The following is a 16,680-nucleotide window of genomic DNA, read 5'->3' as shown; positions in this document are numbered from 1 at the left end:
CAGCGAGTTGTGTACGATTGCAGTGAAGCCACCCCAGCCGGCGATCAAGCCCCCCCCCATCCCGGCCGAAGTGAAACAAGTTTTGACTATCACCAATGTATCTTCCGGCACTGAAGCGCTGGAGATGTTCAATGAGAGAGGCTTTTCCGTAATCGGTACCTTTAGCCAAACAGGGACGATCCGCACCTTCACACCAGGCTATAACTGGGCGTCGGGCACCAGGGTCAAAGTCGTGCAGACCTTCGCCGGTGCGGCGTCCGACCCTAGCGAGCTGTGTACGATTGCAGTGAAGCCAAACCCACCAGTGATTATCTCCCCCTCAATCCCGGCCGCAGCGAGACAAGTGCTGACCATTTCCAGGGTGTCTTCCGGCGACCTCGAGCTAGCGATGCTTACTGAGGCGGGCGACCCGGTAGCCGGCAACTTTATCGGCGAAGCGACTACCTACTCCTTCACACCGACGGAGGACTGGGCATTGGGCACCAGAGTAAAGGCCGTGCAGACCGTGGCCGGTGTGTCGTCCGACCCCAGCGATGTTCGCTCGATTGCAGTGAAGCCACCCAAGCCAGCGATTAGCCCCCCCACCATCCCGGCCGCAGCGAAACAAGTGCTGACCATTACCAATGTATTTTCCGGCGCCGTCACGCTGGCGATGTTCAATGAGGTGGGCGACACGGTAGTCGGCAACTTTGTCCGAGTGGGGACTGCCTACACCTTCACACCGACGGATGACTGGGCACTGGGCACCAGGGTAAAAGTCGTGCAGACCGTGGCCGGTGCATCGTCCGACCCCAGCGAGCTGTGTGCAATTCCAATAAAGCCACCCAAGCCGGTGATCATTCCACCCCCCATCCCAGCCTCATCGAGGCAAGTGCTGACCATTACCAATGTGTTTTCCGGCGATGTCGAGCTGGCGATGTTTACAGAGGATGGCCCCTTCGTAGGGGGCAAATTCTCCCGCCGCGGGGATGACTACATCTTCGAAAAACTCTATTGGAGCTGGGAGGTGGGTAACAAGGTCAGAGTCGTGCAGACCGTGGCCGGTGCAGCGTCCGATCCCAGCGAGTGGTGTACCGTTGCGGTCAAGCCACCCCAGCCGAAGATCCAACAACCATACCCCCCAGTCGCAGCGCAAAAAGAGTTGGTCATTCACGCTAACTTGAAAATCCCAACCACGCTGGCGATGTACACTGAGACAGGTGTCCCGGTAGTCGGTATCTTCAGGTTCCAGGAGTATCTCTACATCTTCACACCGACGATTGACTGGTCGCCGGGCACCAACAGCGTCTATGTCGTGCAGACCGTGGCCACTGTGGAGTCCGACCCCAGCGAGATATGCACCTTCACCGTCGCGGACGATAAGCCTCGAGCCCCGCAATTCGAACTGCCGCCTGCTGGGTTGCAAACCCCGACGCGTCCAATCATCAAAGTGACCGGCAGCTTGCCGCGTGCACTGATCACCGTGCGGCTTGAGGATTCAGAGACGCTGCACTCGGACACTGCGGATGCCGAGGGCATATTGGAGTTCAAGCTCGAGACCCCCCTGGTTCCTGGCTCGAACGCCCTTCAGGTAAAACAGAAGGGAGACGGCCCGGAGTCCGACTGGAGTGAGCCTCACCGGTTCACGGTAAAACAACCGCCTGGAACACCCGTGATTGATAGGCCGACGTGTGATAGTCAAACCTTACGCAAGCCGAAGATCAGCGGCACAGGTGTAACCGGAGGAAAGATACACCTGCGTCATCTGGATAACCCCGATGTTCCGTTTGCCACTGTCAATGGTGTGAGGAACTGGAGCTGGAATGCCAACGAGGAATGGGACATTGGTACCTATACCATTCAAGCGCAGCAAACCGCCGACGATGACGGTTCTGAATGGACGCAACCGCGTACGTTTTCGGTGGTGGAGTCCCTGTATGGGTTCGGCGACGTCGGCCCGGTGCTCGCCCAGCCGGTGGTGAGCAACCGTGAGAGCGTGCTGTTACGGGTTCAGGTAGTGTCTGGCGAAACCGGTGAAAGCGTTGAGGGAGTGAAGGTCGAATGGCGCGTCGCGGACACACAAGCCGTCAGGGCCACCACCGTGACCGACCCGGATGGCTGGGCGCGCTACCTCTATACACCAGACACTGCGGGTGAACATATAGTCGTAGCAGATTTATCCAACGAGAATCAGGGCGTCGAGATGACGGAACGATTCGAGGTCACGGCACTGCCCGACAATGTCTGGGCGCCAGCCTTCGAGCTTTATCTGGAGGGAGAGAAGGTCGACCTGGCCAAGGGGGATCTGGCCCTGCTACAGGGTAAAACCCATGAGCTGGCGCTGAAGGTCACAAACGGCAGTCCGTTGATCGGTTCCAGCGTCACGCTCGAAGACCTGTGGGAATCCGAGGCGCTTGCCCTGAAGTTTGAGCCGCCGTTAGGCACACCGCAGCCGCTGGAGGAAGGACAGACCATACATTGGTCTATCATCTGCGACCCAGGCAAAAGCGGTTATTTCGGCCTGATATTGACCAGCCCGAAACTGCCGGACTGGCAGTTGCCAGGACGAGTGATTGCCCGGGATTTCAATGAAGAGGTGGATCTCAACTTCGATACCTTTGTCAAAATATTTGGTGGCACCCCGGCGTACCCCTGCATCGGTGCAACGCATACAGTGACGATACAGCCAAAAGCTCGCAGCCTGTTGCTTGGCAAGGACGTGATTCTGGAAGTGACGGAAGAAGCCACAGGTCTTGGGGTGGTTGTGAGCCCTGAACCGAATATCCCTCAAAGGCTGGGGATCGACGGCGTGAGCTGGACGTTCAATTGCGTCGCCAGCACGCAAAGCGGGAGCTTTTCAGTGCGGCTGAGGGTGCCGGAATGGGATCTCAGTTCTTCGGAATTGGAGATGTCTCTGGGGCATAACAAGGTGAAAATCATTGAGCGTGATGGCCCGCGTGAAATTGGTGGGGCTGGTGGGCGTTGGAGGACTGGAGTTTGTGCCGCCTCTGAATTCACGGCGAAGGTGGTTGCGGTGCCGGTGACGGTGCACATTACCGGCAAGGAACCAGGGGTAGGAACTACCGATATTAGAGGTTGGATTTATGTCTATCACGGGGCTGATGAGTCAGTCAGCTTCACGTTCCACAACCGATATGACGGAAGCATTGCCTCATAGCCGGTGCTGTTCTTGACGCAAATAATGCCCTTTCTCGTCTGAGAAAGGGCGTTATTGCTAACCCTCCGGGATGCTTTCATTGCAGATAGCGTGTCACAAACCGCCCATCGCCAACCCCATCTACCCTCAGGTAGGATGCCTCTCTCCCCCGCTCGAGCTTTCGCGTCATGTTCATCGGCATCCTGCTGGTCATTACCTGGCTGATCCTGTTGCTGCGCTATCCGGCCAAAGCCTTGCCGGTGTCCATGGCCGCCGCCGCAGGGCTGGGCATCGTTGCCACTTGGGTCATCTGGATGGACCACCGTGAACTCAAGCAATTGCAACGCCTGGAGCTGCGCATCAGCTATGCGCCGCAGCACTGCCCCGCTGACCGGCCGTTGCAATTGACCCTGAACAACGGCAATGACGTACCGCTGACCGAGCTGCGTTGGCGGGTGGCGGCTTATGCGCCGGGGGACACGGTCAACCTGGCTGACAATCAATACAGCGCCCCGCGTTATCGTGGCCCCGGCGAATTGCAGGCCGGCGGCAACTGGGAAGACTGCTTGCCACTGCCGCCGCTGCGCCCCGGCTACCGTCCGGAAACCCTGGAGTTTCGCGCCGAGCGATTGCAGGGTAGTTTCTCCGATTGATCTCTTTTCCATTCTGCACAAGGACCGCGCCATGCCCGTTGCGTTGATTACCGGTTGTTCCAGCGGCATCGGCCGCGCCCTCGCCGATGCCTTCAAGGCGGCCGGCTATGAAGTCTGGGCCAGTGCGCGCAAGGTTGAAGATGTCGCCCTGCTCAGCGCTGCCGGATTTGTCGCCGTGCAACTGGACGTCAACGACGGTGCGGCGCTTGAGCAGTTGAGCGAGCGCATCAACCAGCAATGCGGTGGCCTAGACGTGCTGATCAACAACGCCGGTTATGGCGCCATGGGGCCGTTGCTCGACGGCGGCGTACCGGCCATGCAACGCCAGTTCGAGACCAATGTGTTCGCCATCGTCGGTGTCACTCGGGCGATGTTTCCCGTGCTGCGCCGGACCCAAGGCATTGTGGTGAATATCGGCAGTGTGTCCGGTGTTCTGGTCACGCCGTTCGCCGGTGCCTACTGCGCGTCCAAAGCCGCCGTGCATGCCTTGAGCGATGCCCTGCGCATGGAGCTGGCACCGTTCGGTGTGCGGGTCATGGAGGTTCAGCCTGGTGCCATCGCCTCCAGTTTCGCCAAAAATGCCGGCCACGAAGCCGAGCAACTGATCAGCGAACAATCGCCATGGTTCCCGCTGCGCGAAGGCATTCGCGCACGGGCCAGGGCATCCCAGGACAAACCGACACCGGCCAGTGAATTTGCCGCCGGGCTGCTCAAGGCTGTGCAGCAGGACAAGCCGCCACGATTGATTCGCCTGGGCAATGGCAGCCGGGCGTTGCCAATGCTGGCAGCCTTGTTGCCCAAGGGCTTGCTGGAATCGGGATTGATGAAGCGGTTCGGGTTGCGGGGGCAGCTCTAGTTCCGCGAGATCGCTCTTCGCGGGCAAGCCTCGCTCCTACAGGATATTGAATTGGCATTAATCCTGTAGGAGCGAGGCTTGCCCGCGATGGCGTCAGCACCGTCACCACCGACTTCAGGAATCCATCATGAGCGACTACACCGAATACTTCGACGAAGTGATCCAGGCCCACGTAGCCATCGAACAATGGCTGGCCGAAGAGCGCGACGCTGCCGAACTGGAACAACTGCTGGCGCGTTTCTCACCGCAATTTTCCATGGTCTCGCCGCTGGGGCGGGTGCTGGATTTCGACGCGCTCAATGAGCTGTTCATGCTGGCGGGCGGCAAGAAGCTCGGGTTCCGCATCGAGCTTAGCGAACTGTCTGGCGTGGCGCTGCACGACGGCGGCGCAACGGTCAGCTACCGCGAACGACAGACCGATGCCACCGGTCTGCATTCCGATCGCCGCTCCACCGTGGTGTTCGAGAAGGTGAAAGGCAAGATCTTCTGGCGGCATTTGCAGGAGACTTTTTGCCAAGGCTGACGCAATCGCTTTTTTTGTGGCGAGGGAGCTTGCTCCCGTTGGACTGCTCGGCAGTGCCATCCTGGGGCCGCTACGCAGCCCAGCGGGAGCAAGCTCCCTCGCCACAAGAGCGTTTCTGTCTTGGTTTTATCCGCCTGCCGCAGGATTCACCACCACGGTGCAGGTAATCCCCGCCGCCAACAGCACACCCTCCGGCACTTCATCGATGTGTATCCGCACCGGCACCCGTTGCGCCAGACGCACCCAGTTGAACGTCGGGTTCACGTCCGCGATCAGTTCGCGGCTCTCTGGATTATCGCGATCGTAGATACCGCGCGAGATGCTTTCCACGTGGCCCTTGAGCACTTCGCCGCTCATCAGCTGCATGTCGGCCTGGTCGCCCACGCGCACATGGGGCAATTTGGTTTCTTCGAAAAAGCCATAGACCCAGAACGAGTTCATGTCGACTACCGCCATCTTCGCTTCACCGATGCGTGCGTAGTCGCCGCGATGCACATTGAGGTTGGTCACGTAACCGTCCACTGCTGCGCGGACCTCGGTGCGTTTGAGATTGAGTTCAGCCGCTTCCAGTTGCGCTTGTGCATGCTGATAATCGGCCAGCGCCGAGTCGGCGAGGTTGCTGGCGTCGTCGCGGTTTTCCCGGGAGATCACCAGGTTGTCCATATCCGCGCGACGATGGGCGTTGACCTTGCGCATTTCCCAGGTGGCCTTGCGCGAAGCCACCAGCGACTGCGCCTGTTTGACCGCAAGCCGATAATGTTCGGGATCGATTTGCATCAGCAGGTCGCCCTTTTTCACCAACTGATTGTCGCGGACCGGCACGTTCACCACTTCGCCGGTGACATCGGCGGCGACATTGATGATATCGGCGCGCACCCGGCCATCGCGAGTCCATGGGGTTTGCATGTAATGCACCCACAGGGTCCGGCCGATCCATATCGCAAGGGCCAGCACCAGCAAGGTTGCGAGCAGGCTGAAAAGCTTTTTCATCAGGGCCTTCTTCAGAGATAGAGAGTCAGTGGTAGACCGTCAGCGCCAGCGCGCCGAACAGACAGGTAAACAGGCTCAGGCGCAGCAGCGCCGGGTGCCAGAAAAAGCGGTACAGGTCGAACCCGGAGAGAAACCGGTCCAGCGCCCAGGCCACCACTGCGGCAATCAGGAACATCAGGGTCATGGTCGGCATGTACACGCCGTGGAAGGCGATTTCACGAGGCATGTTCAAGTCCTTCAGGCTTGGCATTGGCGTGGGCGGCAAGGGGCGATTGCGGGTCGAGCAGCGATGTGCGGATGAAGTGCAGGTAGCTCTTCACCCGACGCAACGCCGAGGTGTCGAAGTGCGGAGCAAAAGGTTCGTCAGTGGACTGCACTCGGCTGATCGCGTGGTCGACAGCGATCAGAGCACGTTCGAGGTTGCTGCTGCCCGGTTGCAAAAACAACCGCACCAACGCGCGCCCCATCACGCGGATCGCCTGGCGCCAGGGCTGGGATTCGGCATACGCCGGGTGCACCGGCAGGATCGCCTGTTCCTTGCGCAATTCGATGATCGCGTGACCGACTTCCAGTACCACAAACATCCAGCGCAGCAGGTTGCGCTGCACCTGTGGCTGGCCCGCCGCGAAGCCGTAGGCCTGGTGCACCAGGTCGCGGGTGCGACTTTCGAAACTCGACGCCAGCCCCTTGAGCTTGCCGCTGATGGCGTACACCACCTGGCCACGCAGATCCTGCTCCAGTCGGCGCCACAGCCAGCGACTGTTGGGCGGCAGAATGATCGCCCCCGCCGCCGCGCACACCAGCATGCCGAGCACCATGGCGATGTAGTCGTTGATGAAGGTGTAGGGGTTGTAGACGGTGAGGTTGTCCGGCACCGAACCGGTACTGAAAAAGATCAACAAGCCCAGGCCGACGCCGGCATATTGCGGTCGCGACGCCAGGAATGATCCGAGCACGATGACCGGGGCGAGCATCACGCACAGCAAGGCAAAACCATCGATCCACGGGAAGATGAAAAACATCTCGACGAAGCCGATCAACGCGCCGAGCAGCGTGCCGCACGCCATCTGAAACGCCATGCGCTTGGGGTTCGGCGTGGCGGCGGACAGGCCCACAGTGGCGGCGGCGATCAGGGTCATGGTCGCCCCGCTCGGCCACGCCGTTGCCACCCAATAGCTGCCCAACACCACCAGGATAAACGCCGCGCGAATGCCCGAGGCCGCCGACACCAGCCAATTGGTCTGCGGGGTGAACGGCTCGTCCCAGCGCTCCCGTTCATGACTGTGATCGGCCAGGGATGCGTGAGTCTGTGCATAACTGTGCAGGTCGTCGACGAAGCGATACAGCAGTTCATACGCGGTGTGGAAGTCCAGCAGTTCGTCGTCGCTCGGCCCGCTCTCCTGAAAAATCGCCCGCAGGCTGCGCACCCGCGCCGGCAACCCTGCCTGATAAACGTTCAGCGCCGTGACCAGGCGTGCCGCGTCGGCGCTGGTCAGCGCTCGGCCACTGAAGCCGTCGAGTAATTCGGCAAGGTCTTGCAAGCCCGGTTTGATCGCCGCCACCGCGTGGTCCGTGTCGTGGCTGCGCAGGCGTTCGAGCAACTGGTGCAAGGCATTGAAACGCGTAGTGATGCCCATGAACTCACTGTTCAGGCGGCTGAGTCGGCCATTGCGTCGACGCATGTGCGGGTCTTCGAATACCGTGACGCTGCGCAGCCCTTCCAGGCCGACAGCCTCGGCAATGAAGCGCACATTGCCGGCTTCGAACGCCTCGCGTTGACTGCGACCACGCAAGCCATCGGTGACGAACAGGGCAAACACGCCGAAGCGCTGATACAAGGCGTTGCGCATGGCGGCGCTGGCGGTTTGCGGGAGGATCGCGGCACTGATCAGGGTCGAGCAGAGAATCCCCAGGGAAATTTCCAGCACCCGCCACACCGCCGCCATGAATGCACCTTCCGGGTGAGCCAATGCAGGCAGCCCGACCATCGCCGCGGTGTAGCCGGCCAGCACAAAACCATAGGCGCGAAAGTTGCGGCAGCGCGCCGCACCGGCGGTGCAGATGCCAACCCAGATCGCCAGTGCGCCGAGAAACAGTTCGGTGTTTTGCGCAAATAACGCAATCAGCGCCACCATCACCGCCGACCCCGTCAGGGTGCCGAGGAAGCGGTAGAAACTCTTGGCGAACACCTGGCCGCTCTGCGGCTGCATGACGATGAACACGGTGATCATCGCCGTGCGCGGTTGTGGCAATTCCAGGCGCATGGCCAGCCACAGCGTGAGGAACGCCGCGATCAGCACCTTGAAAATGTAGACCCAGGTCACGCCGTCGCTGCGTGCCCAATCAAAGAAACCCCGGCGCCATTCCAGGGAGTACAGCCAGCGCAGAGGGGCGGGCAAGGGAGTCATGGAGTCTTGTTCACTCAGGAAAGTCTGGAAACGATTGAAACCCTGTGGCGAGCGAGCTTGCTCGCGCCGGGCAGCGAAGCGGCCCCAGAACTCTGGTAGCCCAAAGTTCTTGTGAGTGCTTCGCACTCAAGCGCGAGCAAGCTCCCTCGCCACAACAGTGGCCTTGCCTGACGAGTCACTTCAGAAGGCTCGGGGTTTTCGGTGGCTGGGTCTGCTGGGCATTCGGCACATCGTCGCCCGCACCAAGCCCACCACCCAATGCCGTCACCAGCTCGGCATGGGCGCTCAAACGCGCCGCCTGAACCTGCTGCTGCACCTGTTGCTGCTTAAACAACAAGGTCTGTGCGTTGAGCACATTGAGGTAATCGGTAAGCCCGCGCTGATAGGCAATCATCGCGATGTCGTAGGTCTTCTGCGCAGTGGCTACCGACTCGGCAGCGAAAGTTTGCTGCTTGTCCATCGACTCGCGGCGTATCAACTGATCAGAGATGTTTTTCAGCGCGTTGACCAGGGTTTGGTTGTAATGCGCCGCCGCGATGTCGTACCCGGCCGAGGCTTCACCCAACTGCGCGCGCAAACGCCCGCCATCGAAGATCGGCAAGGAGATCGCCGGGCCAACGCTGTAGTTGAGCTTCTTGCCGGTCAAAAACTCCAGCGCCCCGCCGCCGGTGGCCATGTAGCCGAGGCTGCCGACCAGATCGACGTTCGGATAAAAACCGGCATGAGCGACATCGATGCCGCGGGCTTGCGCCGCCACCTGCCAACGACTGGCGACCACGTCCGGCCGTTGACCGAGCAACTGCGCCGGCAGCGCCGACGGCAGCTTCAGCGCCGCGCCCAACGACAGCGTTGGCCGCTGAAGCTGCGCGCCCTCCCCCGGACCTTTACCGGCGAGCGCGGCCAATTGATTGCGACTCAGGGCGATTTCTTCGTCCAGCGCATCGATCTGCCGATGGGTTTCCGGCAACGGCGTCTCGGCCTGGCTCACTTCGAAATGGGTGCCGATGCCGCCGCTCAAACGCTTCTGCGCCAGCTCGAGAATTTGCTGTTGCTGCTTCAAAGTCGCTTCGACGATGTCCCGTTGCGCGTAGTGCAACGACAGCTCGATGTAGACGCGCACGATATTGTTCTGCAATTCGAGTTGGGCCTGGCGCGCTTCGGCGACCGTCATATGGGCCATGTCCACGGCGCGCTCGGTGGCATTGCTTTCACGGCCCCAGAGGTCGAGGGCATAGCTGAAACCCAGCGCGGCGTTGTTGTCCCAAGTGGTGCTGTTGGCCAGGTCACCGGGACCGTAGAACGGATCGGTGGGCCAGTTGTGGCGTTTGAGCGTGGACTCGCCGTTGATCTGCAACGACTCTGCTGCTTCGGCGATGCCGGCCATCGATTTGGCTTGACGCACCCGTGCGGCGGCCATGGCCAGGGTCGGACTGCCTTGCATGGCGGTTTCGATCCAGCGGTTCAGTTGCGGATCGCCATACGCCTGCCACCATTGTGCGGTGGGCCAATGCGCATCCTGTGCGGCGCTCTGGATGGCTTCGTCGGTGACCAGTGAATCGGCCTCCAGCGCCTTGCCCTGCGGGCCAATACCTCCGGTTCCGATGCAGCCGCTGATTGCCAGGGTTAAAGCGAAAACACTGAGCGGCTGAAGCGCTCTGCTGATGCGACGCGGCACTGCTGCGATTTCCTGAGGTGGGGAGTTTTGCGGGATGCGCAATTCTATGGGGCCACCGGAAGGGCGATAAGCTGGGAATCCTGTGAATCTTTGTTACCGTTAACGAGATAATCCGGAAGTCATCTTTAGTCGCCTGTAAAAAAACAGAAACTTCGTGTCACAATTTGCTATTCGCCAAGAGAGCACCCCATGGACACATTGCAAAACATGCGCGCCTTCAGTTACGTGGCCGAGGCCGGCAGTTTCACCGCCGCCGCGGTGCAACTGGACACCACCACGGCCAACGTCTCGCGCGCGGTCTCCAACCTGGAAGCCCACCTGCAAACCCGTCTGCTCAACCGAACGACCCGTCGCATCGCCCTGACCGAAGCCGGCAAGCGTTATTTGCTGCGCTGCGAGCAGATCCTGGCCTACGTCGAAGAAGCCGAAGCCGAAGCGAGCGACGCCCACGCACGCCCGGCCGGGCAGCTGAAAGTGCACACCATGACCGGCATCGGCCAGCACTTCGTGATCGACGCCATCGCCCGCTATCGCAAGACCCATCCGGACGTCACCTTCGACCTGACCATGGCCAACCGCGTACCGGACCTGCTCGACGAGGGCTACGACGTCTCCATCGTGCTCGCCAGCGAACTGCCGGACTCGGGCTTCGTCTCCCAGCGCCTGGGCATCACCTACAGCATCGTTTGCGCCTCGCCGGCCTACGTCAAAGCCAACGGCTGCGCACAAAAACCCAGCGACCTGCTCAACCATGCCTGCCTGCGCCTGGTGAGCCCGGTCATCCCCCTCGAGAAATGGGCCTTCGACGGCCCGGATGGCCAGGAAATGGTCACCATCAACAGCTCACCGTTCCTGGTCAACTCCGCCGACGCCATGAAAACCGCGATCACCAGCGGCATGGGCGTCGGCGTCTTGCCGCTGTACGCGGCCATCGACGGCTTGCGCGACGGCACGCTGGTGCGTGTGATGCCCAAATACCGATCCCAGGAACTGAACCTGTACGCCATCTACCCTTCGCGGCAATACCTGGATGCGAAGATCAAGACGTGGGTGGAGTACCTGCGTGGGTCGCTGCCGGAGTTGTTGGCGGCGCATCAGGCGGAGTTGGCGGCGTATGAACTGAGCGGGAGCCTGGGTGGGGTTCGGGTAGCGAATTGAGGTTGGCGGGTGCCGAGTGGAACTTGATTGAGTGCATATCCATGCTCCGGGGGGCGGGCTACCGGCCGGCCTATTTGCTTGGGCATATGATGATCCCCTGTAGGAGCCAGCCTGCTGGCGATGGTCGTCAACGATAATGTGTCCTGTCTGAATGAACGCAGTGTCTGGGCGTTTTTCGCGAGCAGGCTCGCTCCTACAATGGGATTGGGGGCATATGGTAGAGATTGGTCGACTGCCAGGCCGTCATCGCTGACAAGCCAGCTCCCACAGGGGGTGGAGTACATCTGGCAGGGATTGGTTGGCTGTGAGACCGTCATCGCGAGCAGGTTGGCTCCTACAATTGGATTGAGGTACATCTGGCAGAGGTTGGTCGGCTGGCAGACCGTTATCGCCAGCAGGGCTAGCTCCTACAATCGGATTGGGGAGCATTAGGAATGGTCGGCTGTCAGGCCGCCATCGCTGGCAAGCCAGCTCTCACAAAGAACAAGAGCAGAACACCATACAACCGCCGTTGCTTCTCACCACTCAACAGGCCGAGCGTTAGCTCGCCTGCAGCTTTTGATCTTGATCCACCCGCCCCATCGGCAGGCTGAGTGGAGGCGTTTATCCGGGGGCGGGCGCGTAGCGCCGTGCGGCGTAGCCGCACACATCGAGAGGAGGTCGTCGCGAAGCAGACCGGAGGCGATGCCCCCGGATGAATGCCGGAGCGAAGGAACCCCGAGCCTTAGCGAGGGGCCGTACGTCAGGGGCAAGCGTTTTTTTGGTTACTTTTTTTTGGCGCTTGTAAAAAAAGTCACTCGCCGTAAGGGCGAAACCCTAAGCCGCCGTTACCGCAGCAACGGATATGTACACGTTCTATCCAACGCCTGGCCGGCCCAGAGGCCGCCAAGGAAAGGCCAAACTGACAGCGCCGTCAGTTAGCAGTCACCTTCCCGACCCCCAAACAGGTTTATAAAGGGACATACCCTTCGCCCAAAAACCAGCCCCGGCGCCCCACTCGCATGCGAATCCAGCAAAAACCCGCCCTGCTCGTCGCCCTCCTGATTCTCCTGGCAGCGCTGGGCGTGTGGTTCGCCACCAAACCCGCCAAGGCAAAACTGGCCACCCCCACCGCCATCCCCGTGCGCGTCGTCAACGTCACCGAAAAAGACGTCCCGCGCTTCGTCAGCGGCATCGGCTCGGTGCTGTCACTGCACAGCGTCGTGGTCCGCCCCCAAATCGACGGCATCCTCACCAAAATCATGGTCAAGGAAGGCCAATTGGTGAAAAAAGGCGACCTGTTGGCCACTATCGACGATCGCTCGATCCGCGCCAGCCTTGACCAGGCCCGGGCGCAACTGGGCGAAAGCCAGGCGCAACTGCAAGTGGCGCAGGTGAACCTCAAGCGCTACAAACTGCTGAGTGTCGACGACGGCGTTTCCAAGCAGACCTACGATCAGCAACAAGCGCTGGTCAACCAGCTCAAGGCCACCGCTCAAGGCAACCAGGCCTCCATCGACGCCGCTCTGGTGCAACTGTCCTACACGCAGATTCGCTCTCCGGTGACCGGTCGCGTCGGCATTCGTACTGTGGATGAAGGCAACTTCCTGCGCATGACCGACACCCAGGGCCTGTTCACCGTGACCCAGATCGACCCGATCGCTGTGGAGTTCTCACTGCCGCAACAGATGCTGCCAACCCTGCAAGGCCTGATCAACGACCCACAGCGCGCTCAAGTAAAGGCTTACATCGGTGCCGATACCGATGGCGAAACCGGCAATCTGTTGGGCGAAGGCCATTTGACCTTGATCGACAACCAGATCAACGCCAACACCGGCACCATCCGCGCCAAGGCCGAATTCAACAACCCGGGACAGAAGCTCTGGCCCGGCCTGCTGGTGACGGTAAAAATTCAGACCGCACTGGATAAAGATGCGCTGGTCGTACCGCCCAACGTCGTACAGCGTGGCCTCGATCAACATTTCGTCTACCGCCTCAAGGGCGACAAGGTCGAAACCGTCCCGGTGCAAATGGTCTATCAGGACAGCGGCCAGAACATCATCAAAGGCGTACAGCCCGGGGATAAGCTGGTCAGCGACGGGCAGTCCCGCCTCAAGCCCGGCTCGACGGTGCAGGTGCTGACCGATCCGCCGCAAGTAGTGCAATCGGAGTCGGCGCCATGAAGGGCCATGGTTCGGTTTCAGCCTGGTGCATCGATCATCCGGTGGCGACCATTCTGCTGACCTTTGCCCTGGTGCTGCTGGGCGCGATTGCCTTCCCGCGTTTGCCCATCGCGCCGTTGCCGGAAGCGGAATTTCCGACCATCCAGGTGGCCGCGCAATTGCCAGGTGCCAGCCCGGAAACCATGGCGTCGTCGGTGGCCACGCCTCTGGAAGTGCAATTCAGCGCCATTCCCGGCGTGACCCAGATGACCTCGAGCAGTGCTCTGGGCTCGACCAACCTGACCCTGCAATTCACCCTCGACAAGAGCATCGACACCGCCGCCCAGGAAGTCCAGGCCGCGATCAACACCGCTGCCGGCAAACTGCCCAAGGACATGCCGAACCTGCCGACCTGGCGCAAGGTCAACCCGGCCGACAGCCCGGTGCTGATCCTCAGCGTCAACTCGTCGCTGATGCCCGGCCCGGAGCTCAGCGACCTTACGGAAACCCTGTTGTCCCGTCAGCTCAGCCAGGTCGATGGTGTCGGACAGGTCGCCATCACCGGTCAGCAGCGTCCGGCAATTCGCGTCCAGGTCTCCGCCGATAAACTGGCGGCCATCGGCCTCACCCTGGCCGACATCCGTCTGGCCATCCAGCAAACCAGCCTCAATCTGGCCAAAGGCGCGCTATACGGCGAGTCAAGCATCTCGACGCTTTCGACCAATGATCAACTGTTCCATCCCGACGAATACAGCCAACTGATCGTTTCCTACAAGGATGGCGCACCGGTTCATCTCAAGGATGTCGCCAAAGTCGTCAACGGTTCGGAAGATGCCTACGTTCAAGCCTGGGCGGGGTCGCAGCCGGGGGTCAACCTGGTGATTTTCCGCCAGCCAGGCGCCAACATCGTCGAGACCGTGGATCGCATTCAGGCGGCACTGCCGGCGCTGGAAGCCATGTTGCCGGCTTCGGTGCAGGTCAAGGTGCTGATCGACCGCACCCAGACCATCCGCGCGTCCTTGCATGAAGTGGAAATCACCTTGCTGATCGCCGTCCTGCTTGTAGTGGCGGTGATGGCGCTGTTCCTGCGCCAGTTGTCAGCCACGTTGATCGTATCGGCGGTGCTCGGTGTGTCGCTGATCGCCAGTTTTGCCCTGATGTATGTGATGGGTTTCAGCCTGAACAACCTGACGCTGGTGGCGATCGTGGTGGCCGTAGGGTTTGTGGTCGACGATGCGATCGTGGTGGTGGAAAACATTCACCGTCACCTGGAGGCCGGCGACGGTATGCGTGAGGCGGCGATCAAGGGTGCCGGGGAAATCGGCTTCACCGTGGTCTCGATCAGTTTCTCGCTGGTGGCAGCATTCATTCCGCTGCTGTTCATGGGGGGCGTGGTCGGGCGGCTGTTCAAGGAGTTTGCGTTGACCGCCACCTCCACCATCCTGATCTCGGTGGTGGTGTCCCTGACGTTGGCGCCGACCCTGGCCGCGCTGTTCATGCGCGCACCTGTGCATCACGCCCACGATAAACCGGGCTTCGGCGAGCGTCTGCTGGCGTGGTACGAAAAAGGTCTGCGCCGCGCCCTCGCCCACCAGAAAACCATGATCGGTGTGTTTGCGTTGTCGCTGGGGCTGGCCGTCGCTGGTTACATCTTCATTCCCAAGGGGTTTTTTCCGATTCAGGACACCGGTTTCGTCCTCGGCACCACTGAAGCCGCCGCCGATATTTCCTACGGCGACATGGTGAAAAAACACCTGGCAATGGCCGAAATCGTCGCTGCCGACCCGGCAGTCGAAACCTTCTCGCACTCGGTCGGGGTGTCAGGCAGTAACCAGACCATCGCCAACGGACGGTTCTGGATCACCCTGAAAAAACGCGGTGACCGCGATGTCTCGGCCAGCCAGTTCATTGACCGGATTCGCCCGCAACTGATGAAAGTGCCGGGCATCGTCCTGTACCTGCGCGCCGGCCAGGACATCAACCTCAGTTCCGGCCCGAGCCGTGCCCAATACCAATATGTGCTCAAGAGCAACGACGGCGCGACCCTGAGCACCTGGACCCAACGCCTGACGGAAAAACTGCGCGCCAACCCGGCCTTCCGCGACATTTCCAACGACCTGCAGTTGGGCGGCAGCATCACCCACATCAACATCGACCGTAGCGCCGCGGCCCGTTTCGGCCTGACCGCCAGTGACGTCGACGAAGCGCTTTATGACGCGTTTGGCCAACGCCAGATCAATGAATTCCAGACTCAGGTCAACCAATACAACGTGATCCTGGAACTGGACACCCAGCAACGCGGCAAAGCCGAAAGCCTCAACTATTTCTACCTGCGCTCGCCCCTGAGCGGGGAAATGGTGCCGTTGTCGGCCCTGGCCAGGTTCGAAGCGCCGACCATAGGCCCGCTGTCCATCGCCCACGACGGCATGTTCCCCGCCGCCAACCTGTCGTTCAACCTGGCCCCCGGCGTGGCGTTGGGCGATGCGGTGATCATGCTCAACCAGGCCAAGGCCGACATCGGCATGCCAACCGCCATCAGCGGTAACTTCCAGGGCGCGGCCCAGGCGTTCCAGAGTTCGCTGGCCAGCCAGCCGTGGCTGATTCTCGCGGCGCTGTTGGCGGTGTACATCATTCTCGGTGTGCTCTACGAGAGCTTCGTGCATCCGCTGACGATCATTTCGACCTTGCCTTCGGCGGGCCTCGGCGCAGTGATCATGCTGTGGATCTGCGGCCAGGATTTTTCGATCATGGCGCTGATCGGGCTGGTGCTGTTGATCGGGATCGTGAAGAAGAACGGCATCCTGATGATCGACTTCGCCCTCGAAGCGCAGCGCAATGGCGGCCTGTCGCCGGAAGAGGCGATCTTCAAGGCCTGTATCACGCGCTTCCGGCCGATCATCATGACCACCCTCGCCGCCCTGCTCGGCGCCCTGCCGCTGATGCTCGGCTACGGCACCGGCGCCGAATTGCGCCAGCCGTTGGGTATCGCTGTAGTCGGCGGCTTGCTGGTGAGCCAGGCGCTGACGCTGTTCACCACCCCGGTCATATACTTATGGCTGGAGCGGTTGTTTCACAAACACACTCCTTCACCAGCGCCTCCGCCCGTACCGGCGCTGGCGACCACAGACTGAGGCGGGGTC

General features: G+C 60.9%; 11 protein-coding genes. 7 read left to right on the top strand and 4 right to left on the bottom strand.

The window, feature by feature from the left end:
• Window positions 1–82 precede the first annotated feature (82 nt).
• From D8U18_RS19055 to D8U18_RS19040, 4 genes are all read left to right on the top strand, one after another.
• Entirely contained in the window at window positions 83–3,157 is a 3,075-nt protein-coding gene (locus tag D8U18_RS19055; protein ID WP_131108167.1) for an Ig-like domain-containing protein, read from the top strand.
• 167 nt (window positions 3,158–3,324) lie between these two features.
• On the top strand, window positions 3,325–3,789 hold the full coding sequence (locus tag D8U18_RS19050; RefSeq protein WP_056853178.1) for a hypothetical protein: 465 nt from the start codon (window positions 3,325–3,327) through the stop codon (window positions 3,787–3,789).
• Window positions 3,790–3,820: 31 nt separating this feature from the next.
• Window positions 3,821–4,645, top strand: a complete 825-nt coding sequence (locus tag D8U18_RS19045; RefSeq protein ID WP_131108166.1) for an SDR family oxidoreductase — start codon at window positions 3,821–3,823, stop codon at window positions 4,643–4,645.
• A 127-nt stretch (window positions 4,646–4,772) separates the two neighbouring features.
• Entirely contained in the window at window positions 4,773–5,168 is a 396-nt protein-coding gene (locus D8U18_RS19040; protein WP_130931922.1) for a DUF4440 domain-containing protein, read from the top strand.
• A gap of 126 nt (window positions 5,169–5,294) precedes the next feature.
• Here D8U18_RS19040 and D8U18_RS19035 read toward each other — a convergent pair whose 3' ends face one another.
• The 4 genes from D8U18_RS19035 to D8U18_RS19020 all read right to left on the bottom strand — a co-directional run bounded on the left by D8U18_RS19035 (window position 5,295) and on the right by D8U18_RS19020 (window position 10,241).
• Window positions 5,295–6,158 (bottom strand): HlyD family secretion protein, encoded by an 864-nt coding sequence (locus D8U18_RS19035; protein ID WP_056853181.1) that lies wholly within the window; start codon window positions 6,156–6,158, stop codon window positions 5,295–5,297.
• Window positions 6,159–6,183: 25 nt separating this feature from the next.
• Window positions 6,184–6,384 carry a DUF1656 domain-containing protein gene (locus D8U18_RS19030; RefSeq protein WP_056853182.1) on the bottom strand — a complete coding sequence of 67 codons (201 nt, stop codon included), beginning with the start codon at window positions 6,382–6,384 and terminating at the stop codon, window positions 6,184–6,186.
• On the bottom strand, window positions 6,374–8,566 hold the full coding sequence (locus D8U18_RS19025; protein WP_130907934.1) for an FUSC family protein: 2,193 nt from the start codon (window positions 8,564–8,566) through the stop codon (window positions 6,374–6,376). The genes D8U18_RS19030 and D8U18_RS19025 overlap by 11 nt, the downstream gene beginning before the upstream one ends.
• Before the next feature lie 175 nt (window positions 8,567–8,741).
• Window positions 8,742–10,241, bottom strand: a complete 1,500-nt coding sequence (locus tag D8U18_RS19020) for an efflux transporter outer membrane subunit (RefSeq protein ID WP_131108165.1) — start codon at window positions 10,239–10,241, stop codon at window positions 8,742–8,744.
• Between the two features lie 189 nt (window positions 10,242–10,430).
• Between D8U18_RS19020 and D8U18_RS19015 the strand changes: the two genes are divergently transcribed.
• The 3 genes from D8U18_RS19015 to D8U18_RS19005 all read left to right on the top strand — a co-directional run bounded on the left by D8U18_RS19015 (window position 10,431) and on the right by D8U18_RS19005 (window position 16,671).
• Window positions 10,431–11,399, top strand: a complete 969-nt coding sequence (locus D8U18_RS19015) for a LysR family transcriptional regulator (protein ID WP_056853185.1) — start codon at window positions 10,431–10,433, stop codon at window positions 11,397–11,399.
• 1,001 nt (window positions 11,400–12,400) lie between these two features.
• Window positions 12,401–13,561 carry an efflux RND transporter periplasmic adaptor subunit gene (locus tag D8U18_RS19010; RefSeq protein WP_130903608.1) on the top strand — a complete coding sequence of 387 codons (1,161 nt, stop codon included), beginning with the start codon at window positions 12,401–12,403 and terminating at the stop codon, window positions 13,559–13,561.
• Window positions 13,558–16,671, top strand: a complete 3,114-nt coding sequence (locus tag D8U18_RS19005; RefSeq protein ID WP_056853187.1) for a multidrug efflux RND transporter permease subunit — start codon at window positions 13,558–13,560, stop codon at window positions 16,669–16,671. Before D8U18_RS19010 ends, D8U18_RS19005 begins: the two co-directional genes overlap by 4 nt.
• The last annotated feature ends 9 nt before the right edge of the window (window positions 16,672–16,680 follow it).

Source organism: Pseudomonas sp. Sample_10 (assembly GCF_004321495.1).
Lineage (GTDB): Bacteria > Pseudomonadota > Gammaproteobacteria > Pseudomonadales > Pseudomonadaceae > Aquipseudomonas.
The sequence above is the reverse complement of the archived record's forward strand: the minus strand, read 5'-3'. Positions and strand labels throughout refer to the sequence as shown.

Excerpts from the sequence above, each read along its gene's own strand:
- D8U18_RS19050 (WP_056853178.1), top strand. The coding sequence starts at position 3,325 with ATGTTCATCGGCATCCTGCTGGTCATTACCTGGCTGATCCTGTTGCTG.
- D8U18_RS19045 (WP_131108166.1), top strand. The coding sequence starts at position 3,821 with ATGCCCGTTGCGTTGATTACCGGTTGTTCCAGCGGCATCGGCCGCGCC.
- D8U18_RS19040 (WP_130931922.1), top strand. The coding sequence starts at position 4,773 with ATGAGCGACTACACCGAATACTTCGACGAAGTGATCCAGGCCCACGTA.
- D8U18_RS19035 (WP_056853181.1), bottom strand. The coding sequence starts at position 6,158 with ATGAAAAAGCTTTTCAGCCTGCTCGCAACCTTGCTGGTGCTGGCCCTT.
- D8U18_RS19030 (WP_056853182.1), bottom strand. The coding sequence starts at position 6,384 with ATGCCTCGTGAAATCGCCTTCCACGGCGTGTACATGCCGACCATGACC.
- D8U18_RS19025 (WP_130907934.1), bottom strand. The coding sequence starts at position 8,566 with ATGACTCCCTTGCCCGCCCCTCTGCGCTGGCTGTACTCCCTGGAATGG.
- D8U18_RS19015 (WP_056853185.1), top strand. The coding sequence starts at position 10,431 with ATGGACACATTGCAAAACATGCGCGCCTTCAGTTACGTGGCCGAGGCC.
- D8U18_RS19010 (WP_130903608.1), top strand. The coding sequence starts at position 12,401 with ATGCGAATCCAGCAAAAACCCGCCCTGCTCGTCGCCCTCCTGATTCTC.
- D8U18_RS19005 (WP_056853187.1), top strand. The coding sequence starts at position 13,558 with ATGAAGGGCCATGGTTCGGTTTCAGCCTGGTGCATCGATCATCCGGTG.